At 70.4% G+C, this 23,292-nt stretch carries 24 protein-coding genes; 9 read left to right on the forward strand and 15 right to left on the reverse strand.

What is annotated here, in order from left to right; translation table 11 throughout:
- Nucleotides 1–2: 2 nt before the first annotated feature.
- The 7 genes from IEX69_RS09190 to IEX69_RS09220 are packed head-to-tail and all read right to left on the reverse strand — an operon-like array spanning nucleotide 3 to nucleotide 5,251.
- Complete coding sequence (locus tag IEX69_RS09190) at nucleotides 3–911, reverse strand: NAD(P)-dependent oxidoreductase (protein WP_217348627.1); 909 nt, start codon at nucleotides 909–911, stop codon at nucleotides 3–5.
- Nucleotides 901–1,302, reverse strand: a complete 402-nt coding sequence (locus IEX69_RS09195; protein WP_085020717.1) for a carboxymuconolactone decarboxylase family protein — start codon at nucleotides 1,300–1,302, stop codon at nucleotides 901–903. Before IEX69_RS09195 ends, IEX69_RS09190 begins: the two co-directional genes overlap by 11 nt.
- Nucleotides 1,299–1,706, reverse strand: a complete 408-nt coding sequence (locus IEX69_RS09200) for a cupin domain-containing protein (protein WP_217348628.1) — start codon at nucleotides 1,704–1,706, stop codon at nucleotides 1,299–1,301. Before IEX69_RS09200 ends, IEX69_RS09195 begins: the two co-directional genes overlap by 4 nt.
- Nucleotides 1,703–2,689 (reverse strand): NAD(P)-dependent oxidoreductase, encoded by a 987-nt coding sequence (locus IEX69_RS09205; protein WP_217348629.1) that lies wholly within the window; start codon nucleotides 2,687–2,689, stop codon nucleotides 1,703–1,705. The genes IEX69_RS09200 and IEX69_RS09205 overlap by 4 nt, the downstream gene beginning before the upstream one ends.
- Nucleotides 2,686–3,570, reverse strand: a complete 885-nt coding sequence (locus tag IEX69_RS09210) for an SDR family NAD(P)-dependent oxidoreductase (RefSeq protein ID WP_085020718.1) — start codon at nucleotides 3,568–3,570, stop codon at nucleotides 2,686–2,688. Before IEX69_RS09210 ends, IEX69_RS09205 begins: the two co-directional genes overlap by 4 nt.
- The gene (locus IEX69_RS09215) at nucleotides 3,567–4,415 is read right to left on the reverse strand and encodes an N-acyl homoserine lactonase family protein (RefSeq protein WP_085020719.1); all 849 of its coding nucleotides are present in this window, start codon (nucleotides 4,413–4,415) and stop codon (nucleotides 3,567–3,569) included. The genes IEX69_RS09210 and IEX69_RS09215 overlap by 4 nt, the downstream gene beginning before the upstream one ends.
- The gene (locus IEX69_RS09220) at nucleotides 4,412–5,251 is read right to left on the reverse strand and encodes an N-acyl homoserine lactonase family protein (protein ID WP_085020720.1); all 840 of its coding nucleotides are present in this window, start codon (nucleotides 5,249–5,251) and stop codon (nucleotides 4,412–4,414) included. The genes IEX69_RS09215 and IEX69_RS09220 overlap by 4 nt, the downstream gene beginning before the upstream one ends.
- Nucleotides 5,252–5,512: 261 nt before the next feature.
- Here IEX69_RS09220 and IEX69_RS09225 point away from each other — a divergent pair, with 261 nt between their 5' ends.
- From IEX69_RS09225 to IEX69_RS09245, 5 genes are all read left to right on the forward strand, one after another.
- Entirely contained in the window at nucleotides 5,513–6,484 is a 972-nt protein-coding gene (locus IEX69_RS09225) for a sugar ABC transporter substrate-binding protein (protein ID WP_085020721.1), read from the forward strand.
- A gap of 83 nt (nucleotides 6,485–6,567) precedes the next feature.
- Nucleotides 6,568–7,542 (forward strand): sugar ABC transporter substrate-binding protein, encoded by a 975-nt coding sequence (locus IEX69_RS09230; RefSeq protein ID WP_157127286.1) that lies wholly within the window; start codon nucleotides 6,568–6,570, stop codon nucleotides 7,540–7,542.
- 104 nt (nucleotides 7,543–7,646) lie between these two features.
- Nucleotides 7,647–9,212, forward strand: a complete 1,566-nt coding sequence (locus IEX69_RS09235; protein WP_085020723.1) for a sugar ABC transporter ATP-binding protein — start codon at nucleotides 7,647–7,649, stop codon at nucleotides 9,210–9,212.
- Nucleotides 9,209–10,234 carry an ABC transporter permease gene (locus tag IEX69_RS09240; RefSeq protein WP_085020724.1) on the forward strand — a complete coding sequence of 342 codons (1,026 nt, stop codon included), beginning with the start codon at nucleotides 9,209–9,211 and terminating at the stop codon, nucleotides 10,232–10,234. The genes IEX69_RS09235 and IEX69_RS09240 overlap by 4 nt, the downstream gene beginning before the upstream one ends.
- 14 nt (nucleotides 10,235–10,248) lie before the next feature.
- Nucleotides 10,249–10,977 carry an SDR family NAD(P)-dependent oxidoreductase gene (locus tag IEX69_RS09245; RefSeq protein ID WP_085020725.1) on the forward strand — a complete coding sequence of 243 codons (729 nt, stop codon included), beginning with the start codon at nucleotides 10,249–10,251 and terminating at the stop codon, nucleotides 10,975–10,977.
- Between the two features lie 154 nt (nucleotides 10,978–11,131).
- Here IEX69_RS09245 and IEX69_RS09250 read toward each other — a convergent pair whose 3' ends face one another.
- From IEX69_RS09250 to IEX69_RS09260, 3 genes are all read right to left on the reverse strand, one after another.
- Nucleotides 11,132–11,422 carry a hypothetical protein gene (locus IEX69_RS09250; RefSeq protein ID WP_229756291.1) on the reverse strand — a complete coding sequence of 97 codons (291 nt, stop codon included), beginning with the start codon at nucleotides 11,420–11,422 and terminating at the stop codon, nucleotides 11,132–11,134.
- A 17-nt stretch (nucleotides 11,423–11,439) separates the two neighbouring features.
- Nucleotides 11,440–11,721 (reverse strand): hypothetical protein, encoded by a 282-nt coding sequence (locus IEX69_RS09255; protein ID WP_085020726.1) that lies wholly within the window; start codon nucleotides 11,719–11,721, stop codon nucleotides 11,440–11,442.
- Between the two features lie 117 nt (nucleotides 11,722–11,838).
- On the reverse strand, nucleotides 11,839–12,414 hold the full coding sequence (locus IEX69_RS09260) for an NADPH-dependent F420 reductase (RefSeq protein ID WP_085020727.1): 576 nt from the start codon (nucleotides 12,412–12,414) through the stop codon (nucleotides 11,839–11,841).
- A 97-nt stretch (nucleotides 12,415–12,511) separates the two neighbouring features.
- Here IEX69_RS09260 and IEX69_RS09265 point away from each other — a divergent pair, with 97 nt between their 5' ends.
- Nucleotides 12,512–13,000, forward strand: a complete 489-nt coding sequence (locus tag IEX69_RS09265) for a MarR family winged helix-turn-helix transcriptional regulator (RefSeq protein ID WP_085020728.1) — start codon at nucleotides 12,512–12,514, stop codon at nucleotides 12,998–13,000.
- Between the two features lie 131 nt (nucleotides 13,001–13,131).
- Here the strand turns inward: IEX69_RS09265 and mgrA (IEX69_RS09270) are convergent, their stop codons facing one another.
- From mgrA (IEX69_RS09270) to IEX69_RS09285, 4 genes are all read right to left on the reverse strand, one after another.
- Nucleotides 13,132–14,127, reverse strand: coding sequence for an L-glyceraldehyde 3-phosphate reductase (gene mgrA / locus IEX69_RS09270; RefSeq protein ID WP_085020729.1), 996 nt, complete (start codon nucleotides 14,125–14,127; stop codon nucleotides 13,132–13,134).
- 476 nt (nucleotides 14,128–14,603) lie between these two features.
- A complete protein-coding gene (mgrA, locus tag IEX69_RS09275) occupies nucleotides 14,604–15,632 on the reverse strand; it encodes an L-glyceraldehyde 3-phosphate reductase (protein WP_085020730.1) in 1,029 nt (342 codons plus the stop codon).
- Between the two features lie 562 nt (nucleotides 15,633–16,194).
- Complete coding sequence (locus tag IEX69_RS09280) at nucleotides 16,195–16,464, reverse strand: hypothetical protein (protein WP_085020731.1); 270 nt, start codon at nucleotides 16,462–16,464, stop codon at nucleotides 16,195–16,197.
- Between the two features lie 102 nt (nucleotides 16,465–16,566).
- The gene (locus tag IEX69_RS09285; protein ID WP_217348630.1) at nucleotides 16,567–18,018 is read right to left on the reverse strand and encodes an APC family permease; all 1,452 of its coding nucleotides are present in this window, start codon (nucleotides 18,016–18,018) and stop codon (nucleotides 16,567–16,569) included.
- A 341-nt stretch (nucleotides 18,019–18,359) separates the two neighbouring features.
- Here IEX69_RS09285 and IEX69_RS09290 point away from each other — a divergent pair, with 341 nt between their 5' ends.
- Nucleotides 18,360–19,604 carry an MFS transporter gene (locus IEX69_RS09290; protein WP_229756292.1) on the forward strand — a complete coding sequence of 415 codons (1,245 nt, stop codon included), beginning with the start codon at nucleotides 18,360–18,362 and terminating at the stop codon, nucleotides 19,602–19,604.
- A gap of 693 nt (nucleotides 19,605–20,297) precedes the next feature.
- On the opposite strand, the gene IEX69_RS09295 is transcribed toward IEX69_RS09290, so the two are convergent.
- Nucleotides 20,298–20,681, reverse strand: a complete 384-nt coding sequence (locus IEX69_RS09295; RefSeq protein WP_085020733.1) for a hypothetical protein — start codon at nucleotides 20,679–20,681, stop codon at nucleotides 20,298–20,300.
- Between the two features lie 220 nt (nucleotides 20,682–20,901).
- Between IEX69_RS09295 and guaD the strand changes: the two genes are divergently transcribed.
- Both guaD and IEX69_RS09305 read left to right on the forward strand, forming a co-directional pair.
- Nucleotides 20,902–22,299, forward strand: a complete 1,398-nt coding sequence (gene guaD, locus IEX69_RS09300) for a guanine deaminase (RefSeq protein ID WP_085020734.1) — start codon at nucleotides 20,902–20,904, stop codon at nucleotides 22,297–22,299.
- A gap of 1 nt (nucleotide 22,300) precedes the next feature.
- Nucleotides 22,301–23,275 carry an antibiotic biosynthesis monooxygenase gene (locus tag IEX69_RS09305; protein ID WP_085020735.1) on the forward strand — a complete coding sequence of 325 codons (975 nt, stop codon included), beginning with the start codon at nucleotides 22,301–22,303 and terminating at the stop codon, nucleotides 23,273–23,275.
- The last annotated feature ends 17 nt before the right edge of the window (nucleotides 23,276–23,292 follow it).

Consider the following 23,292-nt stretch of genomic DNA (forward strand, 5'->3'; position numbering starts at 1 on the left):
TGCTACGTCGCGATGGCACCCCTCTCGGCGGTCGCCACGTACTGCGCGACGCGGGTGTGATCGGCGGCGGGGTCGAGCTCGTCGGCGGCCTCCGCCCACAACGTCACCGCCTCCTCGCCCAGGATGCTCGGCACACCGACCTGCGACGCCAGCTCGGTGGCGATCCGCATGTCCTTGAGCATGAGCCGCAGCCCGAACCCCGAGTCGTAGCGCTCGGTGAGCACGAAGTTCGGGAACTTGTTCTCCGTCGAGCCGCTGCGTCCGCTGGAGGAGTTGAACACCTCGAGCATGACGGCCGGGTCGAGGCCGAAGCGCTCGCCCGCGGTCATCGCCTCCGCGGTGATCCACAGGTGCGTGGCCGAGAGCAGGTTGTTGAGCGCCTTGATCGCGTGTCCGGCGCCGATCGGGCCGGCGGGAACGACGCGCCCCATCGCGGCGAGCACCGGTGCGGCCGAAGCGACGTCGGCGGGCGAACCGCCCACCATGATCGTCAGCTTCCCCGCGACGGCCCCGCCGACCCCGCCCGACACGGGCGCGTCGATCATGCGGATGCGCCGGGTCGCCAGCTGCTCGGCCAGCTCACGGGTGCGCAACGGCTCCGACGAGCTCATGTCGATCACCAGCGAACCGGGCGCGAGCGACCCGACCATCGAGTCGACCACCGACTTCACGATCTGCGAGTTCGGCAGCATGAGGATGACGGTGCCCGCGGCGGCGGCGACCTCGCGGGCCGTGTCCACGGCCGACGCGCCCGCCTCGGCCGCGCGGGAGCGCGCCTCCGGAGACACATCGGACGCGACCACGTCGAACCCGGCGGCGACGAGGTTCGTCACCATCGGGATCCCCATGTTGCCCAGCCCGACGAATCCGATCGAAGCCGGCCCCGACGCCATAGCGAGCTCATCCGGCATTGTGGTGCTCCTTCACGACGCGGTCCGCGATGCGGAACGACTCCAGGGCCGCCGGGACGCCCACGTAGATCGCGGTCTGCAGCAGCACCTCCTGGATCTCGGCCTCGGTCGCCCCGTTGGTGAGCGCCCCTCGCACGTGCACCGCCAGCTCGTGCGAGCGGTTGAGAGCGGTCAGCATGGCGATGTTGATGAGGCTGCGGGTCTTGCGCTCGAGTCCGTCGCTCGTCCAGACGATGCCCCAGCAGTACTCGGTGACGAGCTCCTGGATGGGTCGCGAGAACTCGCTCGTCGCGCCGAGAGAGGCGTCGACGTGAGCTGCTCCGAGCACCTCGCGGCGGACCGCGAGGCCCTCCTCGAAGATCTGCTCGCGGGTCTTGTCCCGGTCGGTCATGATGCGGTCTCCTCTGAACGGACGGGGCCGTGGTAGTCCTCGTCGGCGACCGGGTTCGACCAGTCGGTGACGCCGAGGGAGATGGCGGTGTGGATGAGGAACGAGTCGGGAGCGGCACCGTGCCAGTGGCGCTCGCCACCCGGGATCCACACGGTGTCGCCCTGCCGGAGGACCTCGATCGGACCGCCCTCGCTCTGGACGAGTCCTCGACCGGCGACGACCAGGATGATCTGCCCGCGCTCGTGCGTGTGCCAGTGCGTCCGCGCGCCGGGCGTGAAGTCGACGGAGTTGATCGTGACGCCGTCGGTGGCGGGCATCGTGAGGTACGGGAAGGCGTCGCCGGTGAACTGCGAGCCGGGCTTGCCCGCGATGCCCGCCTGCTCGTGCGGTCGGATGTGGATCACGCGTCGCTCCCGTCTGCTCCGGCGGAGGACTCGGCCGGCTCGTGCAGCCGCACCCCGCCCGACACGTCGCCGATCGCGTCGACGACGGTGTTGCTGATCTCGTCCGCGTACCCGAGGGCCCGGGCGAGCCCGAAGCTCGCGACCGGCCCGGCCGAGTTGAGGCTCGCCACGCCGAGCCGCCCCAGCAGTTCGACGTAGAGCGCGACGTCCTTCAGCATCAGCGAGTTCGTGAGGCCGCCCTTGAGGTAGTCGCCGTGGATGATCTTCGGGAAGCGGTTGAGTGTGGCGAAGTTGACGCCCGACGACTGGTTGAACACGTCGAGCACGGTCTGCAGGTCGAGCCCGGCCTTCTTCGCCGCGACCATCACCTCGGCGGTCGCGGAGAGCGCGATCGCGTTGAGGAAGTTGTTGAGCAGCTTCGTCGTGTGCCCCGCCCCGCTCTCGCCGACGAGGTGGACGTTCGTGGCGATGTGGTCGAGGACGGGACGCACCCGCTCGAGCGCGTCCGGCGATCCGCCCACCATGAGGGTGAGCGCCCCCTTCTCGGCCGCTGCGGCGCCGCCGGAGATGCCCGCATCCAGATACTCGACTCCGCGGGCGACGAGGTCGGCGTGGATGCGTCGGGTCGAGTCGGGCGAGGAGGTCGAGAGGTCGACGACGACCTGGCCCTCTCTCACATGGGAGAGGAGCCCGTCCTCGCCGTAGACGACCGCCTCGACGACGCGGCTGTCGGGAAGCGACAGCAGCACCGCATCCGACCCGTCGACGACCGCGCCGCCGGAGGACGCGGGCGTCGCGCCGGCCGCCGTGATGCTCTCGGCCCGGGCGTCGAAGCCGAGCACGGGCACGCCGGCATCGACGATGCAGCGCGTCATCCGTCCGCCCATGTTGCCGAGGCCGATGAACCCGACCCTGTCGTGTGGCGGCGTCGCCCTGCTCGTCGCCGTCTCCGTCGCTGCGGAGCCGGGGCTGTCGTTGCTCACTGATCGTTCCTTCCGAGCGGGATCCGGGGGATCTGCGGGAGTCGGGGGTCGTCGCCGTAGAAGGCGCGGTCGTGGGCGGCGGCGTCCCACGCGCCCGCCCCACCGGCGGGACGCACGGTGTTGACGACCGTGGCGCCGCCGTCGGCCGAGACGAGCTGGCCGGTCACGTAGGCGGAGTCGTCGCTGAGGAGGAACGCGGCGACCGCGGCGATCTCCTCCGCCCGGCCCGCTCGGCGCAGCGGCGTGGTCGAGGCGCGGGTCTCCATGTCGTTCTTCCCACCCGTGGTGCTCGCGGCGGCGGCGAACAGGTCGGTGGGCACGATGCCGGGAGCCACGGCGTTCACGCGGATGCCGAGGGGGCCGCCGTAGACGGCGGCGCCGTGCACGAGCCCGGTCACCGCGTGCTTCGACGTCTGGTACGCGAGCAGGTCGGCGCTGCCCGTGAGACTGCCGATCGACGCGGTGATGACGATCGCCCCTCCGCTCTCCTGCGCGGCGTACTGACGGAACGCCGCACGCAGGCCGAGGAACTGCCCTCGTACGTTCACCGCCATCACCCGGTCGAACTCGTCGACCGTGAGGTCGGGGAGGGGGGTGAAGGTGCCGAAGATCCCGGCGTTCAGATGGTGGAGGTCGAGGTGCCCGAAGCGATCGAGGGCGGCGCCGACGTAGGAGTCGACGTCGGCCTCGACCGACACGTCGGCTCGGATCGCGATCGACTCGGTGGGCAGCTCGTCGGCCACCGCCTGAGCGGCGTCGAGGTCGAGGTCGACGGCCACGACGTGCGCCCCCTCCGCGGCGAGCCGACGCGCGGAGGCACGACCCAGCCCGCCGCCGGCGCCCGTGACGACGGCGACCCGACCCTCGAAGCGGCCGCTCATGCGTTCACCGCCGATTCCGCGGGCGCGGCGGACGGCGCGACGCCGTCGCTCGCGCCGATGGTGACCACCAGCTCGGAGTCGCTTCGGCCGAGCGGACGGAAGCGATCGAGCGTCGCGGGGTCGTGACCCGACACGAGGTGATCGACCTCGCCGGAGTCGAGCATGGCGCGGATGCGGTCGAAGCCCTCGTACATCTGCACGAGCTCCGCCACGGAGCTGAACGGCATGTCCCGCTCGTACTCCTCGTAGTAGTGGACGGCGTCGCTGGCGAGCAGCACCACACCGGCGCTGGTCGGCACGCGCACCACGGACTGTCCCGGCGTGTGCCCGCCGAGACGGAGGACCTCCACACCCGGTGCCACCTCGACGGAGTCCTCGAACGCGTCGACCCGCCCCTCCTCGACGGCGGCGAACAGCGCCGCCAGCTCGGCGTCCTCCACCGAGTGGTGGAACTGCACGCGCTGTGCGTGCTTCGAAGCCCAGAAGTCGAGCTCGGCCTGCGCGATGACGATGCGCGACGAGTCGAAGTGATCGAGGTTCCCGATGTGGTCGTAGTGCGCGTGCGTCACGACGACCGTGGGCGCATCCGCGGGATGGACGCCGAGCGTCTCGAACAACGACGGCGGCTCGTGCAGCATCGTGCGGGCACGCCGCTCACCGCCCGCCACCGAGTACCCGGTGTCCACGACGATCGTGCGGCCGCCGCCGCGCACCACCCAGACGAAGTAGTCCATCCCGATGGGGGCGTCGTCCTCGTGGTACAGCTGATGGTTGAGGTAGACCTCGCTGCGTCGGCCCACGCGGGTGCCGTATCGCGCGATGGTCACCTCGTAGAGCTGGGTCACGCGAGCACCGTCGCCACACGGCCCGCCTCGCCAGGCGCCGCGGGGAAGCGGTCGCGCACGCGGGCGTCGTGCCCGGGGATGATCGTCGAGCTCGTCTCGCGCGCGAGCCGGTTGATGAACGCGAGCCCGTCCTTCATCTCCTGCAGATCGGTGAAGGCGAAGAACGGCCACTCGTTCTCGATCTGCTCGTAGAAGTGGGCGGCGTCCACCGTCAGGATCATCGAGCCGGAGGCGGTGCGGATCCGCGTGAGCAGCTCACCGGGGCAGTGGCCGCCGATGGGGTACACCGTGATGCCCGGGAAGACCTCGGTCTCCTCGTCGATGAGCCGCAGCCGGCCCTCCTGCTCCGCCTTCTCGACGACGGCCAGGTCCTCCGCCGTCGTGAACTCGCCGTCGAGCGCATCCGCCGACCGCTTGCCGAACCAGTAGTCGTACTCCTTCTTCCCCGAGACGACCTGCGCGTTCGTGAAGAGGCCGAGATAGCCGATGTGGTCGTAGTGGAAGTGGCTCGTGATGACCATGTCCACGTCCGCCGGGTCGATGCCGACGAGCTCCAGACCCTCCGGAGTGGGCGTGACGCTGATCTCGCCCAGCCAGTCGCGCTTCGGGATGTCGTATCCCGTGTCCACCAGGATGACGCTGCCGTTCGAGCGCACCACCCAGAAGTTGTAGTCCATGTCGAGGTCGGCATCCGGGCGGCCGTACTGGGCGTAGTCGTGGAACACGTCGCTCATGCGGACGACTCGCTCGCCGTACTTGACCTGCCATACGGACGGGCCGGACGATGAGTCGACGGCTTCGCGAGACGAGTCGGCGGCATCGACGGTTGAGGGCATTTCGAACTCCTTCGTTGCGTACCCTGAGAGCTTGCTCGTCCGACTGTAGGATTGTCATACAAATTTTGTCAAGCGATCGATCTCGATCCGCCGATCGGCGCTGACATCCGCGATTTCTGGGCTCTCTGTTGCCGAATCGGTACTTGACATCTCGTTCGAACGTGGTCAAGACTGCCTCCAGATTGTCATACAGTCCGACACAACAGGGTCGGATGCACCGCAATCACCACACAGTCAACGAACGACGGAAGCGCGAACGCAATGAAGCGATTGGCAATGGCGGCCCTGGCGGCCGTGGCGGCTGTGAGTCTCGCCGCCTGTTCCTCCGGCGGCGACGCCGGCTCCACCTCCGGCGGCGGCTCCGCCGATAAGACCCTCGGCATCGTGGCCTACATCGGCACGAACGCCATCAACCAGCAGGCCATCCGCGGCGCCACCGAGGTGGCCGAGAAGAACGGCTGGACCGTCAACGTGGTCGACACGCAGGGCAACGCCGACCAGGCGAACGCCGCCATGTCGAGCTTCGCCACGCAGGGCGTCGGCGGCATCCTCACCCTCGTGTACGCCTCGACCGCCCTCGGCGCCGGACTGGCGTCGGCGCAGGCGGCGGGAGTGCCGGTGGCCAGCTGGGGCGGCGGCCTCGCCGACGGCGTCATCGCCACCACCAGCAACGAGGCGGTCGGCAAGGCGTCGGCCGAGGCGCTGGTCAAGGACATGGGCGACTCGGGCGACCTGCTCGCGCTCACCTTCCACCCCGGCAAGCTGTGCCTCGACCACCAGAACGAGTTCGACGCCGCCGTCGCCGAGAAGCCCGGCCTGAACATCACCTACAACGAGGTCGTCGTCCCCGGCCAGCAGCAGTCGGCAGCGAACTTCACGACGTCGTGGCTGGCCAGCCACCCCGCCGGCCAGGGCAACTACGGCATCTGGACGTGCTGGGACGAGCCGATGGAGGGCATCATCTCCGCCCTCGACCAGGCCGGCCGGACCGACGTCAAGACGTTCTCCACCAACGGCAGCGCGCCCGGCATCCTCGACGTGCAGGAGGGGAAGGTCACCTCGGTGGTCTGGCAGCCGAGCGAGGACGAGGGCGCTGCCCTCGCCCAGGCGATCCTCGACTACCGGGCGAACCCCGACGGCTGGGATCCGCAGACCATCAAGATCGACGGCGTCGTCGTCGACTCGAGCAACGTCGAGCAGTTCATCAAGGACCACCCGGACTCCATCAAGTAGTCCGGCCCGCGTGGTCGGTCCGGTGCGCCGGACCGACCACACCCAGGCACCACGACCTGACCATCACACAGAGAGGTGTGACCATGAAGAAGAGGTATGCCCTGACCGCGCTCGTCGCGGCAGCAGCGCTCGCCCTGTCGGGCTGCAGCGACCCCGGCACGTCCGCCGGGTCCACGAGCGGCTCGGGCCAGAAGACGCTCGGCATCGTGGCGCTCGTCGCCACCGACGCACTCAACGCCGCCGTGATCAACGGGGCGACCGAGGCGGCCGAGGCCGCCGGGTGGGCGGTCACCGTGACCGACACGCAGGGTTCCCCCGACAAGGCCAACGCGGCCATGACCGCGTTCTCGACCACCCAGAAGGTGGATGCGATCCTCGTCTCGGCCTTCGCCTCCACCGCGATCGGCGCCGGCCTGCAGTCGGCGATCGCGGCGAACATCCCCGTCGTCAGCTGGGGCGGCGAGCTCGTCGACGGCATCGTCGCGACCACCAGCGCCCAGAAGGTCGGCGAGGACTCGGTGAACGCCATGCTCGAGGACTTCGGGAACAAGGGCGACGTGCTCGCGCTGACCTACCACACCGGCGTGCTGTGCCTCTATCGCGGCATCGCGTTCGACGACGCCATGAAGGACGAGCCCGACATCTCCATCACCGCGAACGAGGTCGCCATCCCCGGCCAGGTCGAGGACGGCACCGCCTTCACGTCGGCCTGGCTCGCCAGCCACCCGAAGGACGGCACTCCGTACGCGGTCTGGGGAGCGTGGGACGAGCCGGGCATGGGCGCCATCGCCGCGCTGAAGCAGGCCGGCCGCGACGACGTGAAGGTGTACTCCATCAACGGGGCACCGAACGCGCTCCAGGCCGTCAAGGACGGCACGATGACGCAGATCATCTGGCAGGACGGCTACACCGAGGGCCAGGAGCTGTTCCAGGCGGTGCTCGACTCGGAGGCCGCGGGCGACTCGTGGGAGCCGAAGACGATCGACGTCCCCGGCGTCCTGGTCGACTCCTCGACCATCGACCAGTTCCTCAAGGACCACCCGGACGCCCTGACGTAGGCGTCCGCATCCCGACCGCTGCGCAGGGGCGCAGCCACCCGCGGGGCCCGGCCTCACCGACCGGGCCCCGCATCCCCCTCCCTCTCAGCCGAAGAAAGGCGACGATGTCCGCGAACGATGGAGCATGGCTCCAGGTACGAGGCCTCAGCAAGCAGTTCGGAGGCGCCCACGCCCTCCGCGACGTCGACGTGGACATCCACGCCGGTGAGGTGCACGGCCTGGTCGGAGCCAACGGTGCGGGCAAGTCGACGATGATCCGCTGTCTCGCCGGCATCGTGACACCCGACTCCGGATCCGTCACGATCGACGGCGAGGAGCTCGCGTTCGGCTCGCCCCGAGCCTCCGAGAAGGCCGGGCTCGCCTTCATCCACCAGGAGCTCAACCTCGTCCCGCACTTCAGCGCGATCGAGAACATCATGCTCGGCGCCAAGAAGGTCACCCGGCTCGGGTTCATCGACTGGAAGCGCACACGCACCATCGCCGAGCAGGCCGCGGCCCGCATCGGCATCCGCTTCTCGCTCGATCGGCGCGTCGACGAGCTCAGCGTCGCCGAGCAGTGGCTCGTCACGATCAGCAAGGCGCTCGTCCGCAACGCGACGATGATCGCGATGGACGAGCCCACCGCCTCGCTCTCCGACCAGGAGAGCCAGGACCTCTTCCGCGTCGTCAAGGATCTCGCCGCCTCGGGCGTCGCCATCCTGTACGTGTCCCACCGGCTCGACGAGGTGCTCGACCTCAGCGACCGGATCACCGTCTTCCGCGACGGCCGTGTCACCGACACCGCCGTGCGCGGCCAGCTCGACAAGGCCGGTCTCATCCGCGCCATCGTCGGACGCGAGGTCGAGAAGCCCTCCCGCGAGCGCAGCAGCGTCATCGACCGCTCGGCCCCGCCGATCTTCGAGGCGTCCCACGTCGCCGGCGGGCCGCGGGTGCACGACGTGTCCTTCCGCCTCTACCCCGGGGAGGTCCTCGGGATCGGCGGGCTGGTCGGTGCCGGACGCTCGGAGCTCGCGAAGCTCGCGTTCGGCGCCGGGAAGCTCGACGCCGGCGAGTTCCGCCTGGAGCAGGAGGTGCTGCGCACCGGGTCGATCCCGCGCGCGGTCGCCAAGGGCGTCGGGCTCGTGCCGGAGGAGCGCCGCTCCGAGGGGCTCATGCTCGACAAGTCCGTGGCGTACAACATGAACATCGCGGTGCTGAAGCAGCTGCGGTCGGTCGCCGCCCTGCCGTTCCTCTCGACCGGCAAGTCGAAGGCCCGCGCGCAGCGGCTCATCGACCAGCTGCGGATCAAGACCCCCTCCCCCTCGCAGACCATCGGCGGGCTGTCGGGCGGCAACCAGCAGAAGGCGCTCATCGCGCGCTGGCTCACCCCCGACGTGAAGGTGCTCTTCTTCGACGAGCCGTCCCGGGGCGTCGACGTCGGCGCCCGGCACGAGATCCACGAGGCGATCCGGCAGCTCGCCGCCGACGGCATCGGCACGATCGTGATCTCCTCCGACGTCGAGGAGCTCGACATCCTCTGCGACCGCATCGTCGTCCTCTGCGAGGGCGTCGTCACCGGCGAGCTCGTGGGAGACGAGATCTCCGAGAGCCGGATCATCGAGCTCTCCTACGCCCACCTCCGCGCAGAACCCGCCCTCCAGACCACCATCCCCCAAGGAGAGAACGCATGAGCACGACCGTCGCCCCGGCGGGCCCGGCGCCCACGGCGCCCGCCCCCGAGTCCCCCACCAGGCGCAGCGCCAAGCGCGTGGCGCTCATCGTCCTGTCGCGATACGGCACCCTCATCGGTCTGGCGATCATGATCATCGCCTTCACCGTGCGAGCGCCCACGACGTTCCTCACCCTGCCGAACTTCCTCAACATCCTGAACCAGTCGTCGCTCACCGCGATCATCGCGGCCGGGCTGACGATGACCCTCGTCGTCGGCGAGTTCGATCTGTCGATCGGGTACGTCGCGAGCTTCGCGGGGCTGCTCGTCGTGGGCTTCATCGCCCGCGACGGCGTCCCGGTGCTCCTGGCGCTCCCCCTCATCCTCCTCATCGGCGCGGCGATCGGGTCGACCAACGGCATCCTCGTGACGAAGGTCCGAATAAACGCCGTGATCGCGACGCTGGGCGTCGGCACGATCCTGGTCGGACTCGGCTTCGCGTACAGCGCGTTCCCGATCGCCGCGGGCGTGCCGCAGGAGTTCATCCAGATCGCCCTCGGCCGGCCGATCTTCGGCATCCCGAACCCGATCTTCATCATGCTGATCGTGCTGGCGATCCTGTGGGTCATCCTCAACAAGACCGACCTCGGCCAGAAGATGCAGGCGGTCGGCGGCAACATCGAGGCGGCCCGGCTCTCCGGGATCCGCGTCGACCGCGTGAAGATCTTCGCCTTCGCCACCGCCGGGGTGTGCGCAGCCATCACCGGCACGCTGCTGTCGTCGACCCTCGGCAGCGGCACGCTCGCCGCCGCCGACGGCTACCTGCTGGACGCGTTCGCCGCCGTCTTCCTCGGATCGGCCACGCTCCGGGACGGCGAGTTCCACATCGTCGGCACCCTGGTCGGCGTCCTCATCATCGCGGTCGGCTTCAACGGCCTCAGCATCTTCGGCGCACCGACCTGGTTCCAGCCGATCTTCAAGGGCGCGATCCTCGTGCTCGCCGTCGGGCTCTCCACCCTCGCCCGGCGATACGCCAAGGAATAGGAAAGGACACATCCATGGACCGTCTGAAGGACAAGGTCGCCCTCATCACCGGCGGCGCCCGCGGCCAGGGCCGCGCGATGGCCGAGCTGTTCACCGCGGAGGGGGCGAAGGTCGTCGCCGCCGACATGCTCGACCCCGCCGACCCCGAGGGCTCGGGCGCGGGCATCGACTTCGTGAAGCTCGACGTCACGAAGGAGGACCAGTGGAACGCCGTCGTCGCCGACACGGTGGCTCGCTACGGCAGACTCGACATCCTCATCAACAACGCGGCGATCATCACCTACGAGCCGATCCTCGAGACCACCCCGGAGATGTGGGACCGCATCATCGACGTCGACCTCAAGGGCCTCTACCTGGGGATGCGGGCAGCGCTGCCCGCGCTGATCGAGTCGGGCAAGGGCGCGATCGTCAACGTGTCGTCGATCTGGGGCCTCGCGGCCGTCCCGAGCGCACACGCTTACCACGCCGCCAAGGGCGGGATCCTCAACATGACCAAGAACGTGGCGGCGATGCACGGGCCCGACGGGGTGCGGGCGAACTCGCTGCACCCGGGGTACATCCTCTCCCCGATGAACGAGGACCAGGCCGAGGACATCAACGCCGCGCTCATCGCCGGGACGCTGCTGAAGCGGCCCGGGGTGCCCCGCGAGACGGCCTACGCGGCGCTGTTCCTCGCCAGCGACGAGGCCTCGTACATCACCGGCACGTCGCTCGTGGTCGACGGCGGGTACCTCGCGCCGTGAGCGCGGTTGGCGCGGTTGGCGCGGTCGGCGCGGTCGGCGCGGTCGCGGGCTGAGTGCGCGTCGCTTCATCACCGAATACGTGAAAGCCCCGCTGTATATGCGGGGCTTTCACGTATTCCGTGTCGAAGCGACGGGCTCCGGCCGTCGCGCGGCCTCAGCGGCCGCGCGCGTGGCGGTGGGTCGACCCGTCGGAGAGCACGGCGCGGCGGGAGCGCGCAGACAGGACCGCCGCCGCCGAGAGCCAGGAGCCGAGCGCGAGCAGCGAGAGCGCCGATCCGACCGACGCCACCGAGAGGAAGCTCCCCACGCTGCCGATCGATCCGAACGACCCGATGCTGCCGATCGAGAGCACGGACCCGCGCGATCCGATGGACAGCACCGAGTCGGTGGACGCGATCGACCACCGCGACCTCGTCACCGCCCTCCGCTTCCGTGCGTGCGACATGAGGCCGTGCTCTGCCGTCAGACCGCGGACTCGACGGCGCGCTGGGCGAAGAGCTGGATGACGGGGATCAGGCCGATCACGATCGCGGCCACGCACATCCACCGGCTGGCGGGGAGGGCGCGGCGGAAGAGCGACAGCACGCCCGCGAAGATCGCCGCGAGGCCCAGCCCGAGGGAGAGGCTCGCCAGCGAGGCGAGGAAGACGCATCCGACCGCCCCGAGCGCGAGGATCAGCGCGATGATCGCGAGGGTGTCGACGGTGCGGCCACCGCTTCGGGAGGGGATCGTCGATTCGCTCATGCACCCAGCCTAGAGCGACCGGGCGGGATGCGGGCGGATCACGATCCGCCCGCCCGCGCATCCGGCCGGTCCGCGCATCCGCCCGGTGGTCGCGGATGCGCGGAGCTCGGCTCGGTCTCAGGGCAGGAGGGCGAAGCCGCCGGTCCAGCCGATCTTCTCGGAGACGGCGAGGGTGAGCTGGAGGAAGCCGATCGCCTCGAGCTCGCGAGCGCGCTTCAGCGCTCCGGCGTCGATCGCCTTGACCCCGCCGGCGATGACGGCGTCGATCAGCAGTGCCTTCGCCTCGGCGTCGTCTCCCGCGACCAGGACGGTGGTGGGGGCGGATCCGCCGACGGTCTTCGTCGCGAGGGTCGCGGCGAACGTGGTGTTGAACGCCTTCACCACTCGCGACTGAGGCAGAGCGGCGGCCAGCTCCGCGGCGGCAGAGCCGTCGGCGGGGGTGACCAGGGCGTCGAAGGTCTCGAAGTCGAGCGGGTTGGTGATGTCGACGACGACCTTGCCGGCGAACTGGTCGGCGTAGGCGGCGAGGATCCCGTCGAGCGCCGGGTACGGGACCGCGAGGACGACGACCTCGCCGCTGACGGTCGCGTCGGTCTCGCGGCCGATGTGCTGTACCGACGATCCGCCGGCGGAGACGATGCCCGCGATCGCGGAGCCCATGTTCCCGGTGCCGAAGATGGTGAAGGAGGTCATGATCGTTCTTCTCTCTGTCGTTTAGTTGTATCTACAACTATCGATAATCACGATACGCCTCTTTAGTTGCCGATTCAACCATCGGTAGGATGGAGCGATGAGCGAACCGCGCTGGCTGTCCGAGACGGAGCGCGAGGCGTGGGTGCAGTTCGCCGCCGTGCTCGAGCTCTTGCCCAGCGCGCTCGACAGCCAGCTCGTCCACGACGAGCAGCTCACCCACTTCGAGTACTTCCTGCTCGCGATGCTGTCGGAAGCGGAGGGTCGGACGCTCCGCATGTCGGAGCTCGCCTCGCGCACCAACTCGACGCTGCCCCGCCTGTCGAAGGTGGTGAACCGCCTCGAGGCGGAGGGATACGTGGAGCGCGTGCCCTCCCCGAACGACCGCCGGGCGACCAACGCCGTGATGACCGACGCGGGATGGGCGAAGATCGTCGGGGCGGCGCCCGGGCACGTCGAGAACGTGCGCTCGCTCGTCTTCGATCAGCTCTCCGCCGAGCAGGTGGAGCAGCTGAGCGCGATCACCCACTCGCTCATGAAGCGTCTCGACCCCGAGGGGCGGATGCGCGTCACCGGCCGCGCGCGCTGAGCGCGCCCGCGATCCCTCTGCGGGATCGCGGGGCTGCGGCTCGCGCGGCTGCGGCGGGCTCGCTCGGCTGCAGGATCGTTCGGCGCCCAGGTCGCTCGGCCGCTGGCTCGCTCGGCACCGAGCGCAGGCGGCTACTCGACCGCGCTGGAGGGCGCCCAGAGGTTGATGTCGCGCTCGCCGGCGTGCTCGTCGATCGCGGCGAGCTCCGACTCCGTGAAGGAGAGGTTCTGGACGGCGTCGAGGTTGTCGTCGAGCTGCTTCACGGAGGAGGCGCCGATGAGCACGCTCGTCACGCGGTCGTCGCGCAGCGCCCACGACAGCGCGAGCTGCGCGAGCGTCTGCCCGCGTCCGGCCGCGATCTCGTTCAGGGCGCGGACGCGCGCGAGGGTCTCGTCGGTGATCATCCGCGAACCGAGGGATCCCTCGCGAGCGGCACGCGAATCCGCCGGGACGCCGTCGAGGTAGCGGTCGGTGAGCAGGCCCTGCGCCAAGGGCGAGAAGGCGATGCAGCCGACGCCGAGCTCGCCGAGGGTGTCGAGGAGTCCGTCCTCGATCCAGCGGTTGAACATCGAGTACGACGGCTGGTGGATGAGGAGCGGCACCCCCATCTCGCCGAGGATGCGCGCCGCGTCGCGGGTGCGCTCCGGCGAGTACGACGAGATGCCCGCGTAGAGCGCGCGGCCCGACTGCACGGCGGTCGCGAGCGCGCCCATCGTCTCCTCGAGCGGGGTGTCGGGGTCGGCGCGGTGGGAGTAGAAGATGTCGACGTAGTCGAGCCCCATCCGCTCGAGCGACTGGTCGAGCGAGGCGAGGAGGTATCTGCGGCTGCCGAAATCGGCGTAAGGTCCCGGCCGCATGTCGTATTCCGCCTTCGTCGAGATGACGAGCTCGTCGCGGTACGGGCCGAAGTCCTCCTTCAGGATGCGCCCGAAGTTGATCTCGGCGCTGCCGTAGGGCGGCCCGTAGTTGTTCGCGAGGTCGAAGTGGGTCACCCCACGGTCGAACGCGCGGCGCAGGATCGCGCGCTGCGTGAAGCCGAGCGACACGGCGGGGAGCATGAGCCCACTCCGGCCAGTCCGTCGGTGGGGGAAGGAGCCGTATCGGTTCGCGTCAGCCTGGTACACCATCGGCTCATTCTTCCACTAACTGAGTGACGCTCACTATCACATTCGTGCGTACGGGCCGCTCAGCGCGTCGAGTGCATGGAATCGGTGCTGACCGTCACACACCCCGGGGGCACGCACCCGGGAGCTTGCATCCCGCCCCAAGCCCACCCTTCCGAGGCTGTCGAAGGTGGTGATCCCCTCGAGTCAGAGGGGTATGTCGACGGATGCCGTGCGCCACCGACCGCCGCGCCACCGACGCCGTGATGACGGAGGCGGGGTGGGCCAAGATCGCCCGCGCCGCCCCCGGGCACGTCGAGCGCGTGCGCTCGCTGAACTTCGACCAGCTGATGCCGGAGCAGGTCGAGGAGCTCGGGGCGATCAGCCACACCCTCCGCGGCCGCCTCGACCCCGACGGGAGGATTCGCGCCACCGGCAGCATGAGCCAGTCGAGGACGCTGTCCCAGAGGCCCCAGGACGGCCTCTGGCCCTGGCCGGGCTCAGTGGACGTCGCTGGAGGGCGCCCAGAGGTTGATGTCGCGCTCGCCGGCGTGCTCGTCGATGGCGGCGAGCTCCGACTCCGTGAAGGAGAGGTTCTGCACGGCGTCGAGGTTGTCGTCGAGCTGCTTCACGGAGGAGGCGCCGATCAGCACGCTCGTCACGCGGTCATCGCGCAGCGCCCACGACAGCGCGAGCTGCGCGAGAGTCTGCCCGCGTCCGGCCGCGATCTCGTTCAGGGCGCGGACGCGTGCGAGGGTCTCGTCGGTGATCATCCGCGAACCGAGGGATCCCTCGCGAGCGGCACGCGAATCCGCCGGAACGCCATCGAGGTAGCGGTCGGTGAGCAGGCCCTGCGCCAAGGGCGAGAAGGCGATGCAGCCGACGCCGAGCTCGCCGAGGGTGTCGAGGAGTCCGTCCTCGATCCAGCGGTTGAACATCGAGTACGACGGCTGGTGGATGAGGAGCGGCACCCCCATCTCACCCAGGATGCGCGCCGCGTCGCGGGTGCGCTCCGGCGAGTACGACGAGATGCCCGCGTAGAGCGCGCGGCCCGACTGCACGGCGGTCGCGAGCGCGCCCATCGTCTCCTCGAGCGGGGTGTCGGGGTCGGCGCGGTGGGAGTAGAAGATGTCGACGTAGTCGAGGCCCATCCGCTCGAGCGACTGGTCGAGGGAGGCGAGGAGGTACTTGCGGCTGCCGAAGTTGCCGTACGGGCCGGGCCACATGTCGTACCCGGCCTTGGTGGAGATGACGAGCTCGTCGCGGTAGGGCGCGAGGTCCTCCTTCAGGATGCGGCCGAAGTTGATCTCGGCGCTGCCGTAGGGCGGCCCGTAGTTGTTCGCGAGGTCGAAGTGGGTCACCCCGCGGTCGAACGCCCTGCGGATGATCTGCCGCTGCGTGTCGATCGGCGTGATGTCGCCGAAGTTCTGCCAGAGGCCGAGCGACACCGCGGGCAGCATCAGCCCGCTGCGCCCCGTGCGCCGGTAGGGGAAGGACTCGTATCGGTTCTCATCTGCGAGGTACGCCACCCGTCCATCCTTCCACCCGCCGCGCCTCGGCACGGAATCCCGCGAAGCCCCGGGAATACGGCGGCGGTCGGCGGGAATCGGTGCTGAAGCGACGGAGCTTCGGACGACGCAGGGCGGCGGGTGGGCACGGCCACCGCGTCCTGCGCTCGAGCGTCCGGGACGCCGGACTGCGCGGCGCCGTCACTACGACACCGGATTCGGCGAAGCTCCCGGAATACGGCGGCGGTCGGCGGGAATCGGTGCTGAAGCGGCGACGCTTCGGCAACGCAGGGCGCCGGGTGGGCGCCCACCGCGTCCTGCGCGCGAGCGTCCGGGACGGCAGACTGCGCGGCGCCGTCACTACGACACCGGATTCGGCGAAGCCCCCGGAATACGGCGGCGGTCGGGCGGAATCGGTGCTGAAGCGACGGAGTCCGGTGCGCGTGCGACGTAGTCGGGCGTGCGTGCGGCGGAGGCCGACGCTCGTCACGGAATACGGGGAAGCCCCGCCCCATACGCCGTCGCTCGGACGTATTCCGTGAGGAACGACGGCGTGCGGCCCGCTCGGAGCGGGCGCGCGGGGTCAGCGGGCGTCGTCCTCGCTGTAGGGGGTGACCGCGGGGTCGGAGTCGGGGCCGTCGACCGCATCCGTCGTCGCGTCGGCGCCGAGCGGGGACTCCCACGCGGTGGCGTCGCGGTCGGCGGCATCGGCGTCGGCGGTGCCGGCGTCGTCGCCGTGCAGTCCGTCGACCACGCCGTTCGTGTTGTCGAAGGGGGCGGCGTCATCGGCCGCAGAGCGAGCCTCCGGCTCGGCACGGCCATCCTGCGCGTCGCGGTTCGCGGGGTCGGACATCGTCGTCTCCTGTTCCTCCGGCGCCCCGAGCGGGTCCGGATGCGCCGGAGCCTACGCCCGGTCGCCCGCCCCGACACGGGGTCGCGCCGGGCGCGGGCTCCGTCAGCGCAGGTCGCGGTCGGCCTCCTGCTCGGCGAGGGCGGGGTCCTCGACGCGGGAGGTGTCGGCCGCGTAGCCGCGGTGGCGCCGGTCGATGTACGTGATGGCCCACAGGGCGACCCCGATCGCGAGCAGCACACCCGCGATGACGTACTGGCCGGCCGCGCGACCCGACGTCCACGGCAGCACGAGGTACACGCAGGCGAGGGCGCCGATCACCGGGAGGAAGGTGGGCGTCCGGAAGTGCTTGTGCTGCACCTTGTCGCGCCGCAGCACGAGCACCGCGACGTTCACCACCGCGAACACGGCGAGCAGCAGCAGCGAGGTGGTGGATCCGAGGAGCAGGGCCACGGGGTTCTTCGAGTCGAGCGAGACGAACGTGGTCAGCCCCAGCGCGATCACCGTCGTGAACAGGATCGACGCCCACGGCGTCCGCCGTCCCGGCAGCACCTTGGACAGGAACGGCGGCAGCACGCCCTGCTTGCTCATCCCGTAGAGGAGCCGGCTCGCCATCATCATGTTGATGAGCGCGCTGTTGGCCACCGCGAAGAGCGAGATGAACGGGATGAGCGCGGAGATCGGGAAGCCGGGTGCCGCGGTCTCGACCACGGTGACGAGCGGGGTGTCGTTGCCTGCCAGCTCGCCCACGGGCACGATCGCCACCGCGACGATCGAGACGATCACGTAGATGATCGCCGTGATGGTGAGGCCGGAGAGCATGACCTTGGGGAAGATCCGGGCGGGATCCTTCGTCTCCTCGGCCATGTTCACGCTGTCCTCGAAGCCGACCATCGCGAAGAACGCCAGCGAGGTGGCGGTGGAGATCGCGAGGAACACCGCCTTGTCGTTCGGGGTGTCGAAGGCGACCACCCGCGAGAAGTCGCCCTGCCCGCCGAAGATCGCGAAGAGTCCGATGAAGATCACGAGCAGCAGGCCCGACAGCTCCACCAGGGTGAGCACGACGTTGAGCCCGACGCTCTCGGCCGCGCCGCGCAGGTTCACCGCGGCGATCAGGATCATGAACGCCAGCGCGATCACGAGCAGGAGTCCGGGCGACTTCTCGAGCCCGAACCCGACGGCGACGTTGCTCGCGAACGCGCCGCCCGCGGCCGAGGCCGAGGTGATGCCCGACGACATGACGGTGAAGCAGATGAGGAACGTGACGAAGTGGATGCCGAACGCCTTGTGCGCGTAGAGCGCGGCGCCGGCCGCCTGCGGGTACTTCGTCACCAGCTCGAGGTAGGAGCAGGCCGTGACCATCGCCACCGCGAAGGCCACGAGGAACGGCACCCACGCCGCTCCGCCCACCTCGGCGGCGACCTGGCCGGTGAGCGCGTACACACCCGTGCCGAGGATGTCGCCCACCACGAAGAGGAGCAGGAGCTTCGGTCCCATCACCCGCTTCAGCTCGGGCTGCGACTGCGCAGTGTCGGACGTGCGATCGGTGACGGCCATCGGGCTGCCTCCTTCTTCATCGACGGATGCTCACTGTTGCGACCCATGATGCCCCCTTTCGGGGGCCGTGGCGAGAATCGTCACGAGTTCGCAACATGCGCCCCGGGCGCTCCGCCTTCGCGGGCGCGGGGTTCAGGGGCTGCCGGGGCCGCGGGTGGCGGCGTCCCGGCGACGCGGGCGGGGGGCGGCGAGCGATGGCGTCCCGGCCGCGGTGTCCCCGGCGGCGGAGTCCCGGCCGCGGTGTCTCCGGTGGCGGCGTCCCGCCGCGGTATCTCCGGTCGCGGTGTCTCCGGCCGCGGTCCCCGGGCGCGGTGTCTCCGGCGGCGGGTAGGGTTTCTCGGGTGTCGGACGGCGGGCGGTGGAGCAGGGTCGCGCCGTGGGTCCCGTTCGTCGGCGGGCGGTCGTCGGGTCCGCGCGAGCGGCTGCCGCGCGACGTCTACGTGCTCGGCGCGGTCGCGTTCTTCGTAATGGTCGGCTTCGGGGTGGTCGTGCCCGTGCTGCCGGTCTTCGTGCGGAGCTTCGGCGTCGGCTACCTCGAGGTCGGAGCCGTCGTGTCCGCGTTCGCGGTGATGCGCCTGGTCGCGAACCCGTTCGTCGGCAAGGTCGTCGACCTCCTGGGAGAGCGCGTCACGCTCGCCGTCGGCATCGGGATCGTGGCGTTGTCGAGCGCGCTCGTCGGGCTGGCACAGGACTACCCGCAGGTGCTGATCCTGCGCGGGGCGGGCGGCATCGGGTCGGCGATGTTCTCGGTTTCCGCGATGACGCTGCTGCTCTCCGCCGCGCCGTCGCACCTCCGCGGGCGCTCGGTGGGCTTCTATCAGGGCGGATTCCTCGTCGGCGGGATGGCGGGCCCTGCGGTCGGCGGACTCCTCGCCGGCATCTCGCTGACGGCGCCCTTCTTCTTCTACGCGGGCACGCTCGTCATCGCGGGCGGGATCGGGCTCGCCCTGCTGAAGCGGCACGACCGAGCCGAGGTGACCGCATCCGCCCCGCCCCCTCGCCCGCTCCGCCAGGTGTTCGCGGATGCACGCTACCAGGCCGCGTGCCTGGCCAACTTCGCGCAGGGCTGGGCGTCGATGGGGGTGCGGAGCGCGCTCGTGCCCGTGCTCGTCGTCGAGGTGCTGCGGCGCGACCCGGCGTGGACGGGCATCGCGTTCGCGATCGCCGCCGTGGTGCAGGCGCTCGCGCTGGTGCCTGCCGGGCGGTTCGTCGACACGGTCGGGCGGCGTCCGGCGATCGTGTCGTCGTTCGCGGTGGGCGCGGTGGTGATGCTGCTGATCCCGCTGGTGCCGAACGTGGGCGTGCTGATCCTGCTGCTGTGCGTGTACGGGGCCGCCGCGGCGTTCGAGGGGACCGCGCCCGCCGCCGCCGTCGGCGACGCGGCCGGCGGGCGGGGCGGGCAGCCCGTCGCGATCTTCCAGGCGTTCGGCGACGCCGGCGCCATCGCCGGGCCGCTCCTCGCGGGCCTGCTCGCCGACACCTTCTCGTACGAGGCCGCCTTCGCGTCGGCGTTCGTGCTGATGGCGCTCGCCGCCGTGTTCGCGTTGCGCATGCCCCGCGGGCGGGCGGCGGCGCCCGCGGCGTAGCCGCGCGGCCGCGCCTCCGCGTCGCTGTGTCGCTCCTCTGGGGACGCGCGCGAGGCGAGTGCCCCCAGGAAGAGCGCTTTCCGCGCGGATCCAGCCGCGGAAACTGGGGGTAGAAGGCGCTCGGCCAGCGGGCGCGCACACGAAGCGAGCACACCCAGGAAGAGCGCTCTCGGCGCAGATTCAGCCGCGGAAACTGGGGGCACAGAACGCGCTCGGCGGGCGGCCCACGCACGCGCAGCGAGCACACCGAGAAAGAGCGCTCTCCGCGCGGGTCCAGCCTCAGAAACTGGGTGCAGTGCGCGCTCAGCCAGCGGGCAGCGCACACGAAGCGAGTACACCCGGGAACAGCGCTTTCCGAGCGGATTCAGCCGCGGAAAGTGGGGGCGCAGAACCCGCTCGGCCAGCGGGCCGCGCACACGACGCGAGCGCACCCGGGAAGAGCGCTGTCCGAGCGGGTCCAGCTGCGGAAACTGGGGGTGCAGAGCGCGCTCGGCCAGCGGGCCACGCACACAACGCGAGCACACCCAAGAAGAGCGCTTTCCGCACGAATTCAGCCGCGGAAACTGGGGGTGCAGTGCGCGCTCGGCCAGCTCGCCGCGCACACGAAGCGAGTACACCCGAGAAGAGCGCCGTCCGCGCGGATTCAGCCGCGGAAAGTGGGTGCGCTCGTGCGCCGGGCGTGAGGCAGGGAGGTCAGCCCTCGCCGTGGGTGCCGTCGGTGGGGCCCCAGTCCGGGAGGGGCGGGTTCTGGTCGGGGTCGTCGACGCCGTGCGGGCCCGGGACCTCGTCGAGGCCCGGGGTGCGCTCGTCGTCGGAGCCGGGGGCGTCCGCGTCCTCGCCCACCGCGGGGGCTGCGGCAGCGGCGTCGGGGTCGACGGAGGCGGGAGCGACCGCGCCGTCCGCGTCCGCATCCGCAGCCGGGGTCACCGCCGGGCCGTAGCCCTCCGCGGCGGACTCGGGGGCGAGCTCCGCCGCGCTGCGGCCGTTGTGCGGAAGGTGCCCGGGCCCGGGGTTCGTGGTGGCACCGGTGCCGCCGCCGACACCCGGCTCGAGGTCGTGGATCCTGTCGTCCGTCATGGGCGCGACGCTACTCCGCGAGCGCGAGGCGGCAACCCCCTTCGCGTCACCCCACGAGCGCACACCACGCATCCCACCCACCAGCAGCACCCCGGCAGCACCCCGGCACGCGTTCCCCCGGTGTGGGGGCGCGCTCGGGAGGGGCACGCTGCCACAATGGCGGCACGAGCCCGCATCGCGCGAAGCCGCGCGCCCGGAAGGCCCATGGAGGGACAGCAGGATGAGCACCAAGGCGATCAGGGGGACGTTCCTCGACTTCATCGACGACCCATGGAAGCACGTCGGCGACGAGCACGCCGCCACGCGCTTCCTGGTCGACGGACTTCTCGTGATCGAGGACGGGATCATCAAGGACTTCGGTCCGTACGACGCGCTGGCCGATCGGTGGGCCGAGCTCGAGGTGACCGAGATCCGCGACCGGATCATCGTGCCGGGCTTCATCGACGGCCACATCCACTTCCCGCAGACCCGCGTCCTCGGCGCCTACGGAGAGCAGCTGCTGCCGTGGCTGCAGAAGTGGGTGTTCCCGGAGGAGCGCAAGTACGCCGACCGCGAGTACGCGCAGGCGGGGGCGGTGCGGTTCTTCGACAACCTCCTCGCGTCGGGCACCACCACCATCCAGGCGTTCACGAGCTCGGCTCCGGTCTGCACCGAGGAGCTGTTCGAGGAGGCGAGCCGCCGCAACATGCGCGTGATCGCCGGGATCACCGCGATCGACAAGAACGCCCCCGACTGGTTCACGATCTCGCCGGAGGAGTTCTACACCGCGGCGACCGAGCAGATCGAGCGCTACCACGGCAAGGGCCGCAACCTCTACGCGATCACCCCGCGCTTCGCGTTCGGTGCCACGAAGGAGCTCCTCGAGACCTGCCGTCGCCTCAAGCAGGAGAACCCCGACCTCTGGGTGCACACGCACATCAGCGAGAACCCGGCCGAGATCCGCGGGGTGCTCGCCATCCACGACGACTGCACCGACTACCTCGGCATGTACGAGAAGTACGACCTGGTCGGCCCGAAGTTCACCGGCGGCCACGGCGTGTGGCTCTCGAACGACGAGTTCCGCCGGATCTCCGACAAGGGCGCCGCGGTCACCTTCTGCCCCTGCTCCAACCTGTACCTCGGGTCGGGACTGTTCCGCCTGGGTCGTGCCACGGATCCGGAGCACCGCGTGAAGCTCACGTTCGGCACCGACATGGGCGGCGGCAACCGGTTCAGCATGCTCAACGTGCTGGAGGATGCGTACAAGGTCGGCATGCTCAACAACACGATCCTCGACGGCAGCATCGTGCCGAGCGAGCAGGACCTGGCCGAGTCGGAGCGCAACAAGCTCTCCCCCTTCCGCGCGTTCTGGTCGATCACCCAGGGCGGCGCCGAGGCTCTCTACATCGACGAGTACGTCGGCAACTTCGACATCGGCAAGGAGGCCGACTTCGTCGCCCTCGACTGGACCGCCGGCCCGCCCGCCAACGCCTGGCATGCCTCCCTCCTCGTGGAGGAGGGCGGACCGCAGACCGTCGAGCAGGCGGGCGAGCTGCTGTTCTCGATCATGATGGTGAGCGACGAGCGCGCCGTCGACGAGACGTGGGTCGCGGGCGAGCGCCTCTACAAGAAGGCCTGACGTGAGCACGACCGGCTCGTCCGCGCGGGCCGCGACGGAGACGGGCGCTCCGGTCTCGCTCGTCATCCACCGCCGGCTCGCCGAGTCGTCGTACGACGTCTACGAGGCCTGGCAGGAGCGCGTCGGCGCGGCGCTGGCGCGCTTCCCGGGATTCGTCGACCGCCAGGTCATCCGACCCAACCCGCCCGTGCAGGTCGACTGGGTGATCGTGCAGCGCTTCCGGTCGGCGGCGGATGCGCGCGCCTGGCTGCGGAGCCCGGAGCGCGCGGCCCTGTCGTCGGAGATCTCGTCCCACTTCCTCGGCAACGACGACATCCACCTCGTGACGGAGGACGCACAGCAGCGCGCGGAGTCGGCCTCGGCGCTGATCTCGAGCCGGGTCCCGCCCGAGCTCGAGGACGAGTTCCTCGCCTGGCAGCGGCGCATCTCCGCCGTGGAGGCGCGCTACGACGGGTTCGTCGGGCACAAGGTCGAGCGTCCGATCCCGGGCGTCCAGGACGCCTGGACCGTCGTGCTCTCCTTCGACACCGACGAGCACCTGCAGAGGTGGCTCGACTCGCCCGAACGCGCGGCGCTCCTCGCGGAGGGCGCCGGCTACAACGAGCAGCTCACCCTGCAGAAGGCGTCGTACGGGTTCGGGTTCTGGTCGGGATCCGCGCCCGCTCCGGACCCGGTGTTCAAGAGCAACCTGATCGTGCTCATGATGCTGTACCCGATCGTGTTCCTGTGGGGCTACTTCGTCTCCGACCCGCTCTTCGCCGCTCACGACGTGCCGTTCTGGCTGTCGCTCTTCATCGGGAACGTCGTGTCGACCCAGCTGCTCGGGTGGATCTTCGTGCCGTGGGCCTTCAAGCGGCTGGGATGGTGGCTGAAGCGGAAGCGCCGCTGGCAGGTGCACCTCGCCGGATACCTCATCGTGTGCGCGGTGTACGCGCTCTCGATGGCGCTCTACGCCTGGCTGCTGTCGCTGCGCTGAGCGGCCGTCGCTGCGCC

It is taken from the genome of Cnuibacter physcomitrellae, from assembly GCF_014640535.1.
In the GTDB taxonomy this organism is placed as follows: Bacteria; Actinomycetota; Actinomycetes; order Actinomycetales; family Microbacteriaceae; genus Cnuibacter; species Cnuibacter physcomitrellae.

Bases quoted from the DNA above. Each gene is read 5' to 3' on its own strand.
- IEX69_RS09235 (WP_085020723.1), top strand. From the start codon at position 7,647: ATGTCCGCGAACGATGGAGCATGGCTCCAGGTACGAGGCCTCAGCAAG.
- mgrA (WP_085020729.1), bottom strand. From the start codon at position 14,127: ATGGTGTACCAGGCTGACGCGAACCGATACGGCTCCTTCCCCCACCGA.
- IEX69_RS09225 (WP_085020721.1), top strand. From the start codon at position 5,513: ATGAAGCGATTGGCAATGGCGGCCCTGGCGGCCGTGGCGGCTGTGAGT.
- IEX69_RS09245 (WP_085020725.1), top strand. From the start codon at position 10,249: ATGGACCGTCTGAAGGACAAGGTCGCCCTCATCACCGGCGGCGCCCGC.
- IEX69_RS09195 (WP_085020717.1), bottom strand. From the start codon at position 1,302: ATGACCGACCGGGACAAGACCCGCGAGCAGATCTTCGAGGAGGGCCTC.
- IEX69_RS09260 (WP_085020727.1), bottom strand. From the start codon at position 12,414: ATGACCTCCTTCACCATCTTCGGCACCGGGAACATGGGCTCCGCGATC.
- IEX69_RS09220 (WP_085020720.1), bottom strand. From the start codon at position 5,251: ATGCCCTCAACCGTCGATGCCGCCGACTCGTCTCGCGAAGCCGTCGAC.
- IEX69_RS09240 (WP_085020724.1), top strand. From the start codon at position 9,209: ATGAGCACGACCGTCGCCCCGGCGGGCCCGGCGCCCACGGCGCCCGCC.
- IEX69_RS09280 (WP_085020731.1), bottom strand. From the start codon at position 16,464: ATGTCCGACCCCGCGAACCGCGACGCGCAGGATGGCCGTGCCGAGCCG.
- IEX69_RS09265 (WP_085020728.1), top strand. From the start codon at position 12,512: ATGAGCGAACCGCGCTGGCTGTCCGAGACGGAGCGCGAGGCGTGGGTG.
- IEX69_RS09250 (WP_229756291.1), bottom strand. From the start codon at position 11,422: ATGTCGCACGCACGGAAGCGGAGGGCGGTGACGAGGTCGCGGTGGTCG.
- guaD (WP_085020734.1), top strand. From the start codon at position 20,902: ATGAGCACCAAGGCGATCAGGGGGACGTTCCTCGACTTCATCGACGAC.
- IEX69_RS09295 (WP_085020733.1), bottom strand. From the start codon at position 20,681: ATGACGGACGACAGGATCCACGACCTCGAGCCGGGTGTCGGCGGCGGC.
- IEX69_RS09230 (WP_157127286.1), top strand. From the start codon at position 6,568: ATGAAGAAGAGGTATGCCCTGACCGCGCTCGTCGCGGCAGCAGCGCTC.
- IEX69_RS09190 (WP_217348627.1), bottom strand. From the start codon at position 911: ATGCCGGATGAGCTCGCTATGGCGTCGGGGCCGGCTTCGATCGGATTC.
- IEX69_RS09210 (WP_085020718.1), bottom strand. From the start codon at position 3,570: ATGAGCGGCCGCTTCGAGGGTCGGGTCGCCGTCGTCACGGGCGCCGGC.
- IEX69_RS09255 (WP_085020726.1), bottom strand. From the start codon at position 11,721: ATGAGCGAATCGACGATCCCCTCCCGAAGCGGTGGCCGCACCGTCGAC.
- IEX69_RS09285 (WP_217348630.1), bottom strand. From the start codon at position 18,018: ATGGCCGTCACCGATCGCACGTCCGACACTGCGCAGTCGCAGCCCGAG.